Raw genomic sequence first — 18698 nt, 5'->3', positions numbered from 1 at the left:
CCATCGACAAGCAAAAAAGAGCCTCCCTGTCGGGAAGGCTCTTTTTATAACTTAAACTTCTAAAATAGAAGGCATGATATGTGGTGCTCGGCCTACTTCCTTCATGAAAAATCTGCGCATGATCCGGTGTGTCGACCGCACCCAATCCGAACGATTGTATTCTTGACGTTCCCCCTGCTTGGACAGGTTGCGCTTCAGCGTCATTTCTGCTCGCCGCAGCAGCGGACGCGCGTCCTGCATGTAGACAAAGCCGCGAGTCACGATGTCCGGACCCGCCAAAATTTGGCCTGTCTCAGCGTCAATCGTCATAACGACGATGACGATGCCCTCTCGCGCCAGCTCGCCCCGCTCTTCCACAAGCTCGTCCTCAAAGGTTCGCATCTCGCCATTGCTAATAAAGACATCTCCGGATGGAACTGAGCGGCCTTTCTTGGCGCGATTGCGATACACAGACAATGTGTCCCCCACATTCATGACAAAGATGCGGTCTTCCGACAGCCCCGTCTGCATCGCGAGAGCGCGGTGAGCCAACAGCATGCGGTATTCCCCATGAATCGGAATGAAATACTTCGGACGGATGATGCTGAGCATGAGCTTCAAGTCCTCCCGATTGCCATGACCCGAAGTATGGATATCAATGATCGAGCCGTAAATGACATTAGCGCCTGCCCGCATCAGCATATCGATGCTGCGATTAATGTTCTGCTCGTTGCCAGGAATCGGAGACGAAGAGAATATAACCGAATCCCCAGGGTAAATTTGCACGGAGCGATGCGCCCCGGAAGCGATTCGGCTCAGCGCGGCATTAGGCTCTCCCTGGCTGCCCGTACAGACAATCAGCACCCGGTTATCCTCATAACGGTCAATATGCTTCACGTCGATGAGCATGCCATCGGGCACCCGGATATATCCCAGCTCCTGTCCGATTGTAAATACCTTCTCCATGCTCCGGCCAATGACGGCGATTTTGCGGTCGCACTGCATCGCGGCCTCCACTACCTGCTGCAGGCGGTGCACGTTGGAAGCAAACGTAGCGAACAATATGCGTCCCTCGCATTGCTGGAACGATTCAAGAATCGCATTGCCGACCTTGCGCTCGGAAGGAGTAAAGCCTTCCCGTTCGCTGTTCGTGCTGTCGGCTAGCAGCGCCAGAACACCTTCACTCCCGACGCTGGCCATCTTGGACAGATCGGCAGGCCTGTCTTCCGGTGTGAAATCAAACTTGAAATCCCCGGTATGCACGACCGGGCCGTATGGCGTGTCCACGACGATCCCAAAAGCGTCAGGAATGCTGTGCGTCGTTCTGAAGAAATGAACGGCAAGATGCTGGAATGCATATCTGTCGTTCTCATGAAATACATGCAGCTCGGCTTGTCCGAGCAAGCGGTATTCCTCCAGCTTGGCACGAACGAGGCCAATCGTCAGCGGCCCTCCGTAAATCGGGATTTGCAGCTGCCGCAGCAGAAACGGAATAGCTCCAATATGATCCTCATGTCCATGTGTAATAAACAGACCTTTGATTTTATGCTTGTTGGCAACCAGATAACTCATATCGGGAATAATATAATCTATTCCGGATAGGCGCGAATCGGGGAATTTCAAGCCCGAATCGATGATGATAAGTTCATTTTTGTACTCCACAACGTACATATTTTTACCGATCTCTCCCAAGCCGCCCAACGCAAAAATCCGAACCGGCGGGGGAGACGATTTAGGACGGCGCTGTGTCTTCGCTGTCTTCGTAGTCTTCGCAGTTTTACTAGCTTCTTCATTCATTATGTGCTTAATTCCTCTCTTGCAAAATACCGGTCACCTGTCGGGCCGGACTTTATGATAGTATTGTATGGCTCTCTATAATTTAGATACTCTCTATAGTTTTTCACCATGTTTCAACCGTTCAATCAGATCAAACAGATCACTCCTCTTGACCCTCCAATGCCTGCCGATTTTAAAAGCCGGAATGACTCCCTCGTTCACCATCTTATAGGTTGTTACCTCACTAAGCTGCAAATAATTTGCAACCTGAGCTATCGTCATGATCTCGATCTCCGAATCCATAGAAATATCTCCTCTATAGAACATTGGTTTGTATTCAATTATACTCAATTATACTCATAATAACTAATTATTTTTCCAAATCGATTCGAGGGGCGAAACAATTTAGAAATGACTCCTATGCTGAACAGGTAAAAAAAATAGCTGTCGAGAAATTCTCGACAACTATTTTTTATGATGTAGTTTATGGTTATTGCAAAAATATGGTTCTCAACTAGTTCAGCCTGTCCCCGAGCCATTCAGCTGATTTTTGCATATAGGCCAGTTCATCCACTGCATCGAAGTGCTCGATCGCCATAGTGTCGCTGTAACCGCTAGCGATTAGCCGATGGATGATTTCCTCCATAGGAATACAGCCATATCCTACTGGAGAAGGGAATAACTTTGTTCCATTTGTACTTATTTTTGGCGTTCCTCCGCTTTGTGCGTCCAGCGAACGGTCTTTGCAATGAACATGAACGATCTTATCCTTAAGCTTCTCGAAAGCATCTAATTCATTTTCCCCGCGATAAATAAAATTACCTGTATCGAAAGTGCAGCGAAGCTTCGGAACCTGCTCCATGAACCAAAGCAATTCATCCGAGGAAGAGAAAGGTGCGCGAGCGTCGTCAAAATCCTCCATCGTAACAACTATTTTCTTCTGCTCGGCATAATCACACATATCCCGCAGTACGCCGACCATACGATTCAAGGCAATTTCCCGCTCCTTGGCTTCTTCCCTTTCATCAATGAAACCAGGAATAACCAGTACTTTAGCAGCGCCTAAATATTCGGCCGTATCAATAAAACGAAATCCAGGCTCAGCATCCGGAACTTTGCCAAAATCAAAAAATGCATACATGGAAGCCACAGAAATGTCCGCACCCTGAAGCTGCTTCTTCATCTCAACTTTATTTGGCTTAACCTCATCAAGATCAAGCTCGACCGCTTCGATGCCGAACCCGCGCACCCGACTTAGCACTTGCTCTACGCTCATTCCTGTTTGTTCGCTCGCTGTCAGAACATGATTGTAAAAAACAGAAATTTTCATGATATTCTCCTTTGATTGAAGTATGCTCCTGGCTGACTGTAAAGATACTGGAATCCGACAAGGCGGAAATAGGCCAAGCGCTACTACTCGATGATTGATATGCTCTGCTTGCTCTGTTCACTTGCGATACTTGGAAATTCTCCAATTAAATTATACAGCTATTTATTAAGCATATAAAGCTTCCTGCAGATTTCAACTATGCCAGGTATTCAACAAAAGCTGGCGCAGTTCAATCCTGCGCCAGCTCTAGCTTCCAAACCCGCCTATTAAGTTGGCTTAATCCAAAGAATCAATCCCGCCGGGCACCCATAATAATTTGCCGAATTTGCTCTAATGGAGCTTTTGGCTGTCTGTTATACGTCAGAAGCCCGTTAATTTCCTGCTCGACATCCGTCAGCTGAGTATAGCAAAAACCTTGTACTACGGAAGAGGAATACATCGGCTCAACGACATCCTTAAGCCGTTCTATATAGTCCTCTTCACTATCCGCGCCTGAGTATCCCCAGCCTTCCCATTCACTCGCCTTGAAGGCAATGCCGCCGAATTCTGTCACAAGAATCGGCTGGCCGGTATAAGCTGCTCCGCCCACGAAGATGCGGCGATTCGCTGGCATGGCTTCAAGCGTGGATTCTACTGTTTCGTATCTGGCTTCCAGGATCTCGCGGCGGCTCTCATAATCATGGATGGTCACCAGATCCGTCGTCATATGCTCCCAGCCGTCGTTATACACGACAGGCCGCGTTTGATCAAGCGACTTCGTTAGATGATACATGGCGAGGCCGTGCTGCTGCTGCTTCGCATCAATCTGCACATTCGGAATTCCCCAGCTCTCATTCAGCGGTACCCAGGTTACGATACAAGGGTGGTTGTAATCCCGCTGAATGATCTCCTGCCATTCGCTCGTAAACTGGCGCACATAGTTCTCGGAGTAAGCATAGGCATTAGCAGCTTCGCCCCATACAAGCATGCCGATTTGATCACACCAATACAGGAAGCGAGGATCCTCCATCTTCTGATGCTTGCGCACGCCATTGAAGCCCATTTCTTTGGCAAGCTCGACGTCCCGCTTCAAATCGTCGTCGCTTGGCGCGGTGAGAATGCCTTCCTCAAAATATCCCTGATCCAATACAAGCCGTTGATAATACGGGCGGTTGTTCAAGCACAGCTTTCCATTTTCGATAGACACTTTCCGCATGCCGAAATAGCTGTTCACCTCATCCAATACGCGGTCGCCAACAACCAGCTTGAACGAAATATCGTACAGATTCGGATGCTCCGGCGACCACTGCCGTCCAAGCCCATGCTCCGCGAAATCATGGAGATGAATGCTGCGCTTCTCCTCCGGGCGAAGCAATTTGTAGCGATCGCATGCAATCCGTTCCCCTTGAAAAGACACCGTGACCTCGAGCTCCAACTCGCTTTCGTTCTGCACGCCATTTGCAAAGGTATGCACTTGGATTTCATTCCGGTCGATATCCGGAGTTAGGGCGACTCGTTTCAGATGCACCTGATCTACGGGCTCAAGCCACACCGTCTGCCAAATTCCCGTAGTTCGCGTATAGAAAATACTCGCCGAATCTTCCAGCCAATACTGCTTGCCCCGCGGCAGCGTGATGTCCCTGCTGAAATCCTCCGCTCGGACAGTGATCGTCTGGACTCCGGCAACGAGTAAACTCGTAATGTCGGCCTGGAACGGCGTGTGCCCACCTTCGTGAACCGCGGCCAGTTGACCGTTAACCCATACCTTCGCTAGGTAATCGACCGCTCCGAAATGAAGCACAATCCGTTTACCGCTCCACGCTTCTGGTAAATCGAAGCTTCGGCGATACCATACAACATCGTGGAACTCCGGGTTGCCGATACCGCTCAGCTTGCTTTGGAACACAAAGGGAACTATGATCGAATGCGGATATGGAGCCTGAAAATCATTCCCATACCATTTTTCCTGCTCTCCGATTCGATCATCATCGAAGGAGAATTCCCACTCCCCGTTTAAATTCAGCCAATCAGCACGAACAAATTGCGGTCTTGGGTATTCCTCACGCGGAACCGATTTATTGTTATGGATGTTAGTCACTGACTCATTCCTCCTGTTAGTTTAAGTTATATTCATCGCGTCATGCCAGAATCCATACAGTCATCCGTGATCGCTGCATTGCTGATCCGGCATTCCAGTGCGGAATCTCCGGCGGTAATCCTTCGGGGAAAGCTTAGCCTCCCGCTTGAACACGCGGTAAAAATGTCGCAAATTCGGAAATCCGGTCTCCTCGGCGATGGCCGCAATAATATCGTCGGTATCCATAAGCCGCCGCTTCGCCTCTTCAATCCGAATCGCCGTCAATCGTTCTACGAAGGTAGTGCCTGTACGCTGCTTGAACAATGAGCTGAAGTAAGCCGGATTTAAATGCACCTGCCCCGCTACCTCGTTCAATGTAATTGGCTTATGGAAGTTAGAATCCAAATACTGCAGCGCCTGATCCACCGGATCATGCTCGATTTCGAGCCTGGACTCGGCGATACAGCCAGCCAGCCCCGTCAGCAACATACGGCATTCGATCATCAGCTCTTCGCTTGACGTTATCGAGCACACATCGAATATGAGGCTGCGAATATCGCGCTCGCTCAGCCATGCCTTAGTCAAATTCAGCTTCTCGGCCGCTTCGTAGAAATGGATGAGCAGCTTGCATATTTTCTGGTAAATGAGTTCAGGGCTCGTCGCTTGCCGGCACAATCTGCCGATCTCCGATTCCACGTGTCTGGCGGCTTCCTCCGCCCGTCCTTCCAGAACGGCACGCTCCATCTCTCCCCAGGACTCGGTATCGACTTCAAGATATAAATCATGATCCCGGCGGATCGCATCATAATGAAGCACCTTGTCGCCCCCAACGATCAAACGGTATAGCAGGCTGATTTCGGCATCCCGGTAAGAGTCCGAGATCGAGTTGACCCCTTCGGCCATCCGGCCGACACCGATCGTTACGGTGAGATTCGATAATGAGGTAATCTGTCGACGAATCGACTCGGCCAGTTCAATCAATTCAAGGCTGTCATTGCTGTTCAAATTGACGATGGCTGCGACCTCGGAATCAGAGAGGACAAGGCTGTAGCCCTTCATCCGTCTGTTGACCATTTCCTGCACGAACTGGCGGATATAGAGCTGGAACAACGAGGGATCGGCCTTTAAATACCGCTCTGAGCCTATGGAGCCCTTGTCGAGCTTAATCAATAAACAGCAATAATAAGGCTGATCGAAATCAACGCCGATCTTGCGCAGCAAATCCACATGATGCTGCTGTACCTTCCCCCGCATCAATCCCGCAATAACGGACTCGCTGACATGTCGGCGGATAAGCTCGTTCTCCTCCCGATCAAACCTCGCCGCCGAAGAGCTTCCCCGCTTAGCCGTCTCCTCCTTCAGCTTGCCAAGAATCCGCCCCAGCTCGCTCCGCTCTACCGGCTTCATTAAATAATCCTTGGCCCCGTATCTCATCGACTGGAGCGCATAAGTAAAATCTTCATATCCGCTGACTACAACACATTCTATCTGCGGGAACCGCTCCTTCACGACCCGCTGCAATGCAATGCCGTCCATCCGCGGCATGCGGATATCGGTTAATATAACATCGGGCTGCAGCACCTCTGCGCGATCCAGAGCCTCATAGCCGTCGGAAGCGTCGCCTACGACCTCCCATTCCGGATCTAAGGACGTAATCATAGCCCGCAGCCCCTTGCGAAATATCTTCTCATCATCGACGATCAGAATTTTTGGCATAAGATGTTCCTCCTTAGCTAGCTCATGATGTGGAATGAAAAACAGCCGATTCCTGATTCTCCTCATTCGTTGACATATGCTTGGCCGGGATCGCCAAGGTGACGCGAACCCCTTGGTAAGGCATACTATCGATAGTAAGGCCGTATCTTTCGCCGTAACAAAGCACAATGCGACGATGCACATTGAGAAGTCCGTTGCCCGTCTCCCCGCCGAGATCGCGGGAATAGGCAAGCTGGCGCCGGATATGATCCAGCTGCGTAGTAGTTAAGCCGATTCCGTCATCCTCCACAGTCAGCCTTAGCAGCCCTTCTTGAATTTCTCCGGTTAGGGAGATCCGTCCCTCGCCTATCCCTTTGTCCAGCCCATGCTTGAAGGAATTCTCAACGATCGGCTGAATCATAAGCGGAATGACGGCGCAGTCCAACGCCTCCGCTGCGATCTCGAGCTTGAAATGCAGCCGCTCATCGTAACGCAGCTTCTGAATCGCCATATAGCGCCGAATATGCTCGATCTCGTCTTTCAGAACGACCCCTGACTGGTGGGCATTTAAAGAGTACCTCAGAATACGGCTTAAGTTATTCGTCATCGTTGTAATTTCTTTGCTTCCCTCCAGTTCGGCATACATACTGATCGATCCGAGCGTATTGTAGAGAAAATGGGGGTTGATCTTGCTCTGCAGCGCAGCGATCTGCGCGTCCTTCTCCCGAATTTCAGTTTCATAGAGCAGGTAGCCCAGCTCGCTTAATCGAGACACCATTTTATTGAATGCGCTCCCAAGCTGCCCTACCTCATCCCATTGATTCACAGGAAAGGCCACCTCAAGCTGGCCCTTCTCTACCTTTTTCATCAAACGGCTCAGTTTGCGGATCGGCAGCGTAATCCGGTATGCCGTAAATACCGAGAATAGCATCGCTAGCCCCACGCAAATGATTCCCATAATCGTAATCGAGTTGCGAACCTGCAGGCTGTCCTGCATCAATTCGGAGACCGGCACAGCCCCGACAGTCGTCCACTGCGTCAGCTCGGACGTGGCATAAGAGACAAGCAACCGTTCGCCGTCCGCCTCCAGATGAGTCACACCTTCCCCGCGGAACGGGGTAACCGCGCCGTCAACCTCTGGAACAACGGAGCCTTTGCGGATGACGAGGTCCCCTTTTGAATTCGTAATATAAAGAGATTCCCTGCGCCCAAGCTGCACCTGTGCCAAAATTTGCCCTACGACCGCCGGATCGACGTCAAGCACGACATAGCCTAGCGGCTTCCCGCTATCAAAGCTGCGCAGCTCTCTTACAATGGAAAATACCTCGTAGACCGAGCCGCTCGTAGACTTCAGCTCATGGGTCGTCAGAAAGATCGGCTCTCCGAACTGCCCCTGTGCTTCCTTTATCCATTCCGCATCCTCATCCAGCTTATATGTCGTAACATATTGGCTCTCCGGCATGACGACATAGGACGCTCCTTTGGAGCCATAAAGCGAAACGCCCATAATATCGATTCGTCCATTCAGAAATACCTTGGATACGAAGTTATTAAGCAAACTGATTTCTTCCAAACCAAGGGATGCGCCGGGTTTTCTTTCCGATGCCAAATAATCGAGGATATCCTGATACTGATAGGGCATCAGCGACAATCGGTTTAATTCCTCCATATAGGTGTCGATATTGAGCGTAACCTGCTTCATCGTCTGCAGCTGGGATTCGCCTACGTTGGTTTCAAGCGTCCCCCGAAAGCTGGAAAACGCATAGACGCCAAGCGCTCCAAGCGGAATCACGATCAGCACGGAATTTATGAGGATCAATTTCTGTGCCAGCTTCAAATTTCTGAGCCATTGTATTGCTCGTCGTAGTCTCATCATAGCTGTCCCTCACTTGCGCAAATCCGCATTGATTTTCTTAACGGCTGCATCGAGCGCTTCCTCCGGCGTTTGGTACCCGTAGATCATTCTCTCGAATTCATTGATGATCCGTTCGTTAATGCTCCACTGTTTGGCGTTTCTTGGCCAGTAAGCAACGTAGTTGGCGGTAGCGGCATAATCGCTCCGATATTCGAGTTCATTGAACACTTCAGACCTTGTGAGCTCGGTCATGCTGGGAACATGCCCTGCCTTGGCCCACATATCACCATGCCCTACGATCCAGTTCGCGAAAGTCAGAACCGCCTCTCTCTTCTCTTCCGTCATCCCTCGTTTCTTGGGAATGGAAAGGCTGTGCGAATCTCCCCACACCGCGGGATGATCATATAATGTCGGCATCGGAATGACTCCGAAATGAAGTCCCTGCGTTTTCTCAAAAGCGCCCGTTCCCCACATGCCTGTAATCAGCACCGCCGCTTTTCCGTCATAGAATAATTGGAAAGCATCGTTGATATCGGGGGGAATCAGTTCATCCTTGTACAGGTCATTCACGAAGCTCAGTGCCGTTAAAGAAGCAGAATTATTGAACACGACCCCCGTTCCGTCTTCGCTGTAGAACTGCCCGCCATCCACCATTTGGTTATACAAGCTCCACCATAACCAGACCGAATCGATTCGCGTGCTCGGCTGGGCAAGAGGAGCGATATCGGACGGAACCGTCCGTCGAATTTGCTCCAGGAAAGACTTGAATCCGGCCGCTCCCTTCGGAATCACCGGCCTTCCCGCCTCATCCAGCACCCCTGCTTTGGACAGCCAATTTTTGTTGTAATACATGACCAGAGCATGCGTGTCAAGCGGTACTCCGTAATATTCATCCTCATACATGACCGAGCGGAGAATATTCGGATTAAAGCGTTTCCAATCGATGCCGATATCTTTAGCCTCCGTCGTCAGCTTCTCCACATATCCGTTCTGAACGAACTGAGGCATAATCGTTGAATGGACGATAGCTACGTCGGGCGCATTGCCGGACAATACGGCTGTTTTCAAGCGAGAATAGTAGTCGTCAAGACGCGAATTTTTCTGAATCACCTGGATTTCAGGATGCTCCTCGTTGAATAGTTCCACCATTTGAGTCATGAATTGGTTATCTCCGCCGCTAAATGGCGTCCAGTATTCCAAGCGAACAACATGAGAAGGCTTCGATATCGGCGCCGTTCCCGAGTTCTGTCCCGTACATCCAGACAGCAATAGCAAAAGTACGATCCATGAGATAAATCCAATCGTTGCTCTGCTGCGGTATTTACTCCAGTGATGTCTCTTCATATTCACGTCTCCTAACAACGCAGAAAGTTACAATCTAATCCGCGATAATGTCCATATAATCGAGGCTCAAATCACCCGAAGCCCCTTTGATTGTAATTTCATTATCACCTCTTCGCAGCTTTCCTTCAAACACAACTTCTGTAAAAATATTTCGTCCCGTTGCTGGAACTGCCAGCTTCGCTCCTTTGCTGCCATTGACATTGAACTCGAGGGTTCGCTCCCCTTCCCCGGGATTGGAGACGCCGAGGATCAAGCGATATTTGCCGGCTTCTGGGACATGAATCGGCCGGAAGGTCACCGACGAACCCCGCTCACTTGTCAGCCTCATCACACCCTCGCCGGAGGCGGACAAATCAGTGTTTGCCGCATCTTTAAGGCCGGAGGATGCTGCCTCCGCTTCATATCTCGTCAGCTCGATCGCTTGGATTTGGCCTAAGATATCATCTGTAATGCCGGCCCCAGCCGCCTTCAGAACCAGCTCGCCGCCTCCCGCTTCTAGTCGAATGCGTCCGTAGGCATAACCCACCTTGTCCGAGGGGATTGCAGGCAGCTTTAACGACCCCGCTTGGAAATCGTCCACCCACACCTCAAGTGTATGAGAGGCGCCCGTCTCGTTCTTGTAATGGACTAACAAGGGCAGTTCCACAGGGACTGCTGCCGCAACCTTTCCGAAGCTGATACGGTCTCCGTCCCGATTAGCATGCTCGGCCCGGATAACGCCCGATCCCGACGGCAGCGGTATTGCCGTCTCCAAGGACAGCGGTTTGCCGAACTCCGGCAGTCCCTGCTCATTCCAGCTGATGCGCTGCGCCCGGGCCTTGCGATTATTCCAGCCGTCGGTAGGGCTCGTCGTGCCGTGGTAGACGATCCAATCCTCCGTGCCGTCCGGCGACTTGACAAAAGAATTATGCCCCGGGCCATACACGCCGGCGGTCTCGTCCATCGTCATGAGCGGCTCAGTTGATCTCTCCCAGTCCTCCGGCTGAAGCGGGCTGCCGCCCTCTTTCAGCGCCAGCAGGCCAAGACTGTAGAACGGCGTCCAGCTTCCTGCACCGGAATACACGATAAATACGCGGCCATTCCGGTATAGAATCGCTTGACCTTCCTGAATGTAGGGCGGGCCGCCAGCCATTTCCCATTCCTGATCCGGCGAGGACAGCAGCACCCTCGGCCCGCTGATCGTCACAGGATCGCTCATCGGCGCAATATACGTGTTCTGCCGAACATTGACGTCCTCTTCCCAGCCAGACCAGACGAAATACAACTGTCCTTCATGCTCCATCGCCAGGCCGTCGATGGCCCACTTATTTGTCTCGTCCGTAATTTGCCCTTTGAATTCGTATTCGCCAAGCGGGTCTTCACCGACCGCTTCCAGCGCGTACATCCGGTGATTCTCATTCTGTCCGTCGTCCGCCGCGAAATAAATGTACCATTTTCCGCGGATATATTGGATTTCCGGGGCCCAGAGGTTCGCCGAGTACATCGTTCCAATCGGCGGGTACCAGACCACCTTCTTCTCCGCCTGCTTGAAATCAATCGTTCGGGATTTCATGACCATGACATCTGTTCCGTTATGGGTGAACGTCATGTAATAATATCCATCCTTGTATACAACGCTAGGATCGGGGGTGTCCATCTCGATCAGCGGATTTTTGAACGTACCCCCGCGTCCGTTGTATTTTCCGTCCGCCATGCCGCTGTCCGTCTCTCTCATCGTAATCACTCCTACTATAACGATGACGGCGATGCCTAAGAGCAAGGCCGCCATATACATCATCCTGCGTCTCCGCAGCAATCGGCTGTCTCTCATGGACTTCACCTCATAACCAGCTTTAAACGAACCTTAGTTTCTTTATTTCCTTCATCCTTTGACTTGCTGATTTGCGCTTGGTTGAGCTGTTCATTTGTTAGTGACCTGCTATTGATTTGTTACTGGATCACTTGATCGCAGACTGTGTAATAGCCTTAACGAAGGAACGCTGTCCCAGAATGAAAATGATAACGACCGGAATAGCAGCTGCTGCGGTCATAGCCATCAGCTTGCCGTAGGATTGGGTATAGCTGCCTTGAGCCATCATGGCGATTCCTGCCGTAATGGTGCGCATCTCCGGTGATGTCGTTGCATAGAGCGGCCAGACAAAATCATTGTAAATCCCCATAAACGTAAAAATAAGGAGCGTCACCATAATCGATACCGAGGACGGCAGCATGATGCGGGTATACAGCTTCCACTTGTTCGCCCCGTCGATCCGGGCAGCCTCCTCAATGTCCTTCGGAAAGGAAATAAAGAACTGATACAGCAAGAACACGCCGAAAGCGCCTGCCGTGTACGGCAGTATAAGCGCAGCGTACGTATTGATCAGCCCTAGCGCATTAAATTCCATGTACATCGGCAAAAATGTCAGTACGCCGGGAATCATCAGCGAAGCGATAAACATGGACAGCAGCGTTCTGCGCAGTGGAAGATCCTTCAATCTGGCTAAGGCAAACGCTGCCATAGAAGCGATGAGCAGAACGATCGCCGTTCCCGCGATTCCGACCATCAGCGAGTTCGTGATCCATTGCAGGATCGGAACGTTCATCAATTCTCCGCTGAACCCTTTAATATAGTTGTCGAAAGTCGGCTTAAGCGGAATAAAGTTCATTTTGCCGGACAACGCTTCAAAATCATTCTTAAAGGACGTCGATATCATCCATACGAGCGGCAGCAGGAATACAACGGCAATGAGCGAAGCAAGAAGAACCAGCAGCAGCGTCTTCATCCGTTTCATGCTCATGACTCTTCCCCCCTCTTACCGTAAGTCATTCTGAATTGCACAATCGATATGATCATAATGAGCAGTGCCATTAAGATGGCCATTGCCGAAGCCGAGCCGATTTCCTTGCGAATGAACGCCTGATCGAGCACATTGATCAACAGCACCTTTGTGCTGTCTCCCGGGCCGCCGCGGGTGAGCAAAAACGGTTGGGCGAACACGTTAAACGAAGCGATCGTGGACGTGATCATCACGAATAGCATCACCGGTTTGATAGTTGGCAGCGTAATGTGAATGAACTTATCCCAGGCATTTGCACCGTCCAGCGAGGCTGCCTCATAGAAATCTTCCGGCACCTGATTTAAGGCATTAATGAAAATAATCATATTAAAGCCGATCGTCCACCATAAAGTTGTCGTTATCAGCGACACCCAGGCCCACGGCTGGTCAGTCAGCCAAGGAATCGCCGGAATATTCAGCTTCATCAGCAGGGTGTTTAAAAAACCCGAGTTGGTATCAAAAATCATCAGCCAAATGACCGACATGACCGACGCGGATAGTGCATACGGCAAAAAATAAAACGTGCGGAACAAGCCGCGAATTTTTCCCGGAAGATGCTGTAGGAGCATTGCAAGTCCGAGCCCGACCACGATTAACAGCGGCACGGAATAAATAACGAACTGGATCGTGTTCCATAGCCCGTTAAAGAACAAGCTGTTCAAATAAGTGCCCGGCGTAAAAATGGTGATGTAATGCTTCAAGCCCACAAAATCATGCTCCGGCGATAATAGCTCGAAGTTGTGTAGGCTGATATACACGCCATAAAGTATCGGAAACAATAAGAAAGCAGCGAAACAAATGAAATACGGCAGCACGAACAAAGATGACGTTAATTTTGAGTGCCAGCTTTTCACCATAGATTAATCCCTCCCGCCCTGGGGCATTGCTTCATTTGCCTAGAAAATCGAAGGAGACGAGAGAGCAGCTGCCGCCTATTTCCCGTCTCCTTCTGAATTCACTTCACTTCGGGTAGTTAATTTTTCATGGCCTGCCGTGATTTGGCTACGGCATCGTCCATGGCTTTTTGCGGTTCTTTCTTGCCTAGCAGCGCATTGTTCAGTTCACCCCAAATCGGCTCAGAGATCGTTCCCCAGTTGAGTACATTCGGTGCAAATTGCACATCCGCAAAGCCCTTGGCAATGTTGCTCTGAACTTCAAGCTTTTGGAACTCCTCGCTTTCTACCATTTTCTTGGAAGCTAGCGCTTGACCGGATTCCGCCCATTCAATCGAGTTATCTGCTACATATTTCAAGAAGTCGCCGATGCCTGCCAGCTTGGCCTCATCGCTTAATGCCTTAGGAATTACGAAGCCATGAGAGCCGGCATAAGCTGCTGCTTTAACATTTCCGATTTGTGGAATTGAAGCCACGCCATAATTCAAACCTGCTTCATCAAACTGCGATTTCATCCAAGGCCCGTTGAATTGAATCGCGTTTTTTCCTTGCAGGAACAAGGTGTTTTCTCCATCCTGCTGAACATTGCCCGGGGAATAACCTTGATCAACGAGGCTTCGCATCCAGGACACCATCTCTACGGCTTCAGGTGAATTGTAGGCTACGTCACTGCCATCCCACAGCTCGCCGCCATTTTGCCATACTAGGGATGGGAAAATGAACTGCTGCGGCCACAGCGTAGGAAGCACATAGCCATACACGCCATTGTCTTTATCTGTTAATTTAGCGACAGCATCCTCAAACTCAGCACGATTGGTTGGAGGGGCACTTATGCCTGCTTTTTCAAACAAATCTTTGTTGTAATACATAATGACCGGGTGAATATCGAGAGGTATGGTATACCATTTACCATCGATCGTAGAATATTCGACCGGCGCTTCGGCGAAATCCCCTTTGCTGATTCCTGCAGTAGTAGCGATATCGTCCAGCGGCTGCAACTGATCTTTATCTACGTAAGTCGGTACATTATCCACGTGCATGATCATGAGATCCGGACGTTCTTTCGCTGTACTGAGCGCAACGTCAAGCTGCTTGTAGTACTCTCCGTTCGGTTGAATAACGAAATTGACCTTGTATTGATCTTGAGAAGAGTTATATTTATCTACGATCTTCTTCATGAACGGGCCGTCCGCTCCAGAGAATGGACTCCAGAACAAAATATCGGTTTTCGCCTGGCTTTTTCCGCCTGAAGCTTCCCCGCCGCCATTCACCGCAGCAGAATTCCCTCCGCCGCTGGAATCCTTACCGCCACAAGCCGCAAGCCCGATAACCAGAAATAGTGACAATAGCAGCGCTGCCGGTTTTCTTAATTTTTTCCCCATCTTGTTAACCCCCTAAATGTCTTAGTTGCCTGTTTCTTGCAATGCTTGTTGCTTGATACTCTGGATGCTGGTGCTGCACTTGGTGCTCCAAAGCTGTTGTCGCTCTGGCGCTATTGATGCAAAATGTTCAATCTCTTGCTTGATTTCATCTTATCGGGGATTGGAAACCAAAAACATGTCATATCTTTAGGTGGTAGGGTCAATTTTTTAGGAATGCCAAAGGCGCCTCTAAATCATGAGAATCTCATGGATCTAGAAGCGCCTATAGTTCAAAATACTAGTACAATTAAGAAATCCGTCGTAAACTCAACCATAAAGCGAACATCAGCCAGTAATAGTGACCGCAAATGCCCGAAGTTACCAAGACGAGATATTGCAGATGCTCACGGAATAACAAGCCCCTATACACAGCAGAGACTTTTTTGTGCTTTCTTCAGAAGGTGATTGCTCATTACCCAAACGGCAAAATCGTCAGCGTGTTAGATAACACACTTATTCATCATGCCAAGCTCCTACAACCGGCACAACTTCAATGAACATGTCGGAGGGTTTTACCCGGCTGTGGCCTTTTGGCGTGGCTGTCTTTTACTTAATCTTAATCGTTTTTTTATCTCTTCGTTTTGTTCCTTCGAGCGTGGAGTCATCTCGTCGGTTGACCTTTTTGTTTTTGACCTACTATTATGTCGATATAAAACATCGGTTTATGAATAACGAGAACCTAGCTGGAGGATTTCCGGCTTAACCTAAAAACCAGTACTTGAATGGGGTAGCAATACTTGACCAACGGGGTAGCCTTGGACGAACGCGACCTGCCCGCACAAGTGCTATGCTAACGGTTGTCCTCGCGCTTAATCGACCCAAAAAACGCAGGTTTCTTATCTAACGGTTGTATGCGCGCTTAATTGGGCGAAACAGCCCCTCTGCGTACGAAAAAACAGGAAATAGCGTCGCTGGCAACCGTTACATTTTGCAAACCTCATTTTTACCCAAATAGCTTCGCTGGCAACCATTAGATCATTTTAGCGTCGCTCACGACCATTAAGACTTTTCTATATAAGAGGAATTAAAGAATGGGATGCAGATGTAGGCAAAGTAGAAAATGACTCCAAAGAAACTGAAAGAAAGCTGCAGCGAGAGCATGCGGTAGTGGTCGCCTTTGTGACTGGATTTTTACCTTTTATGAATCTTCATAATCCTAAAAATCTAGGAGCAACAGTGACCGTAGAAACATCTTTCGTACTTGCCCCACCATGAATTCAATAGTTCAACTTATCTAACTGACAAACTAAAACAGGCCCCCAAAGGGATCCCTAGGGGTGGCCTGTTTATGATTTGCTGTATGGCTGGTTCCGCATCATATCGTCATTTCACAGCCACATAGAACAAACGGGCGGCATCATCAACCGCCTCAACCCATTCGAAGTCGGCATAGATCGTAACCTCCCGAAAGCCGCAGCGAAGCAGTTCACTCTTCATCCATACCGGGTCGTAGGCCCGCTGAATATGCGTCTCTTCAAACCGCCGGTACATGTCAGGGCCGCTGCCTTCCTCCCGGGCGAAGATGGATAAATAATGCTGAATTTCGTCCCTTGCCGCATCGCGCTCGCAAGTCCAAATATAGGATACCGAACGCTCGTCGTAAATGAACGGCTGTTCTTCATCATAACGTCTTAATGTATTTGGATGATGAACATCAAACAAAAAGGTTCCTCCGGGTTTAAGCCCATTATACGTTCTTTGGAACGTTCGAATGATATCGTCTTTCTCCAACAGGTAGTTGAGACAATCGCAAAAGGATATAACGGAGTCTACCGGCTCCGGCACCTCCCAATCTCTCATATCCTGCTGCACCCACCGAACGCTGCCCTCGCGGAACAATCGCACGCCCTGCGAGGTTCCCCCCATTTTGCGCCGGGCGACAGCAAGCATATCCGCTGACAGGTCGATGCCTGTCACTTCAAACCCTGAATTCACTAGAGGTATCGTGATGCTCCCTGTGCCGCAGCCGAGCTCGACCACCGTTCGCGGCATGCCTAATCGTTCCCAGGCAGTTCGCGCAAAACGAAGCCACTCCGGGTAAGGCATGTCTTCCATCAACTCGTCATACACATAGGCAAATTTACGATAAGATAACACGCTGTCACCTGACTTTCTGCAACCCACTGAATGATGCTACTTGGCTCATTGATGACTATACTGCAACTTCACAATAATGTATCGTACATTGATCCATTCCATTTCTGTATACCGCTGCATCCAAATGAATGCTTGCTACACTTACTCGCCCTTGGCACCCCGCTCACTAACTTCATCCGATTCCGGCTTCACCAAATAGGTCCAATTTTCCTTCTGGGTAACCTTGCCTTCCTTCATCAGCTTGCCGAGCGCTCGCTTGAACGCCGACTTGCTGATCCCGAACCGCTGCTTGATCAAATCCGGCGGCGTCGTATCCGAATAAGGCATGCCTCCGCCAGGACGCTCCTGCAAATACGTCAAAATCCGCTCCGAATCCTCGTTCCGCCCAATCTCCTTGCGCGGAGCCATGGACAAATTGACTCGCCCGTCCTCACGAATATGGGCGATTCGAACCTTAACCCGCTCCCCAAGCCGGAGCATTCGACTTCGTTCCGAAGAGTGAATCATGCCGATCACTCCGAAGCCAAGCACGCCCCCTTCTACGATAACGAAGGTGCCCATTTGCAAAGGCTTGTACACAATAGCATCGGTCCACTCATTGTTCCACGTCGTCGGGGCATGAAATGTTTTTGGAGCCAGCTCCTGCTCCCCGGCAAGTTTGGCCTTCAATCGGCCCTGCTTGTCATGCTCCATAATAACGTAGACGGTATCGCCCACCTGTGGATGTAGTTCGCGCAGTTCCGGCAGCTCCCGAATCGGCAGCAACAATTGACGGCCAAGCCCCATTTCGAGGAAGCAGCCTAGACGGGGATGAACATCCGCCACTTCCAGCAATGCAAGCTCGCCTAACGTTAAATAAGGCTTCTTCATCGTTGCAGCTAGACGGTCTTCGGTATCATAGAACAGGAATACCTCTACCGTCTCTCCGGGCTTCACTTCACGGGTCAGCTCGGAATAATGCAGCAGCACATCCTGCATGCCATTCGTTAGAAAATAACCATAAGGCGACACCTCACGGTCAATTGACAAAGATACGACAGTACCAGCGATTAGACTCATACCGTCTCCACGACTTTAGCATCTGACCAAAGCCGCTCTATATTATAGTACTCCCGTTCATCCCGATGGAAAATATGCACAATCACGTCTCCAAGATCCATCAGCACCCAGCGGGCAGTATCCATGCCTTCGATTCCTTTAATGTCCACGCCGGCTTCCTGAACCTGCTTGCGAACTTCCGTCGCTATGGATTGAACTTGTATATCCGAATTACCGTGACAAATGACAAAGTAATCCGCAATGAGCGAAATTCCCTTCAAATCTAGCGCCACGATGTCCATTGCTTTTTTCTCATCTGCCGCTTGTACGGCAAGGTCTAACAATTGTTTAGGTGAAATTGGCATTCATACGAACCTCCCGAATTATTGTTGTATAGG

14 protein-coding genes are annotated in these 18698 nt (G+C 49.9%); all 14 read right to left on the bottom strand.

Going from position 1 to position 18698, the window contains the following annotated elements:
* Positions 1 to 51: 51 nt before the first annotated feature.
* The gene (rnjA, locus tag CZ379_RS13180; RefSeq protein ID WP_110932039.1) at positions 52 to 1776 is read right to left on the bottom strand and encodes a ribonuclease J1; all 1725 of its coding nucleotides are present in this window, start codon (positions 1774 to 1776) and stop codon (positions 52 to 54) included.
* A 93-nt stretch (positions 1777 to 1869) separates the two neighbouring features.
* Complete coding sequence (locus tag CZ379_RS13175) at positions 1870 to 2058, bottom strand: helix-turn-helix domain-containing protein (protein WP_110932038.1); 189 nt, start codon at positions 2056 to 2058, stop codon at positions 1870 to 1872.
* A gap of 211 nt (positions 2059 to 2269) precedes the next feature.
* Positions 2270 to 3085 (bottom strand): sugar phosphate isomerase/epimerase family protein, encoded by an 816-nt coding sequence (locus CZ379_RS13170; RefSeq protein ID WP_110932037.1) that lies wholly within the window; start codon positions 3083 to 3085, stop codon positions 2270 to 2272.
* 289 nt (positions 3086 to 3374) lie between these two features.
* Entirely contained in the window at positions 3375 to 5162 is a 1788-nt protein-coding gene (locus CZ379_RS13165; RefSeq protein WP_110932036.1) for a glycoside hydrolase family 2 protein, read from the bottom strand.
* Between the two features lie 60 nt (positions 5163 to 5222).
* A complete protein-coding gene (locus tag CZ379_RS13160) occupies positions 5223 to 6857 on the bottom strand; it encodes a response regulator (RefSeq protein WP_199925601.1) in 1635 nt (544 codons plus the stop codon).
* 22 nt (positions 6858 to 6879) lie between these two features.
* On the bottom strand, positions 6880 to 8712 hold the full coding sequence (locus CZ379_RS13155) for a cache domain-containing sensor histidine kinase (RefSeq protein ID WP_110932034.1): 1833 nt from the start codon (positions 8710 to 8712) through the stop codon (positions 6880 to 6882).
* A gap of 9 nt (positions 8713 to 8721) precedes the next feature.
* On the bottom strand, positions 8722 to 10035 hold the full coding sequence (locus CZ379_RS13150) for an ABC transporter substrate-binding protein (protein ID WP_110932033.1): 1314 nt from the start codon (positions 10033 to 10035) through the stop codon (positions 8722 to 8724).
* 34 nt (positions 10036 to 10069) lie between these two features.
* The gene (locus tag CZ379_RS13145) at positions 10070 to 11845 is read right to left on the bottom strand and encodes a family 43 glycosylhydrolase (protein WP_234404903.1); all 1776 of its coding nucleotides are present in this window, start codon (positions 11843 to 11845) and stop codon (positions 10070 to 10072) included.
* A gap of 127 nt (positions 11846 to 11972) precedes the next feature.
* Positions 11973 to 12812 (bottom strand): carbohydrate ABC transporter permease, encoded by an 840-nt coding sequence (locus CZ379_RS13140; protein ID WP_110932032.1) that lies wholly within the window; start codon positions 12810 to 12812, stop codon positions 11973 to 11975.
* Positions 12809 to 13708 (bottom strand): carbohydrate ABC transporter permease, encoded by a 900-nt coding sequence (locus tag CZ379_RS13135; RefSeq protein WP_110932031.1) that lies wholly within the window; start codon positions 13706 to 13708, stop codon positions 12809 to 12811. The genes CZ379_RS13140 and CZ379_RS13135 overlap by 4 nt, the downstream gene beginning before the upstream one ends.
* Before the next feature lie 116 nt (positions 13709 to 13824).
* Complete coding sequence (locus CZ379_RS13130) at positions 13825 to 15126, bottom strand: extracellular solute-binding protein (RefSeq protein ID WP_110932030.1); 1302 nt, start codon at positions 15124 to 15126, stop codon at positions 13825 to 13827.
* Between the two features lie 1362 nt (positions 15127 to 16488).
* On the bottom strand, positions 16489 to 17262 hold the full coding sequence (locus CZ379_RS13115) for a class I SAM-dependent DNA methyltransferase (protein WP_110932029.1): 774 nt from the start codon (positions 17260 to 17262) through the stop codon (positions 16489 to 16491).
* A 141-nt stretch (positions 17263 to 17403) separates the two neighbouring features.
* Complete coding sequence (locus CZ379_RS13110) at positions 17404 to 18321, bottom strand: CvfB family protein (RefSeq protein ID WP_110932028.1); 918 nt, start codon at positions 18319 to 18321, stop codon at positions 17404 to 17406.
* Positions 18318 to 18665 (bottom strand): ribosome silencing factor, encoded by a 348-nt coding sequence (gene rsfS, locus CZ379_RS13105; RefSeq protein WP_110932027.1) that lies wholly within the window; start codon positions 18663 to 18665, stop codon positions 18318 to 18320. The genes CZ379_RS13110 and rsfS overlap by 4 nt, the downstream gene beginning before the upstream one ends.
* Positions 18666 to 18698: the final 33 nt, after the last annotated feature.

It is taken from the genome of Paenibacillus bouchesdurhonensis, assembly GCF_900155685.1.
Classification (GTDB): domain Bacteria; phylum Bacillota; class Bacilli; order Paenibacillales; family Paenibacillaceae; genus Fontibacillus; species Fontibacillus bouchesdurhonensis.
This window is presented reverse-complemented; position numbering and strand designations above follow the sequence as displayed.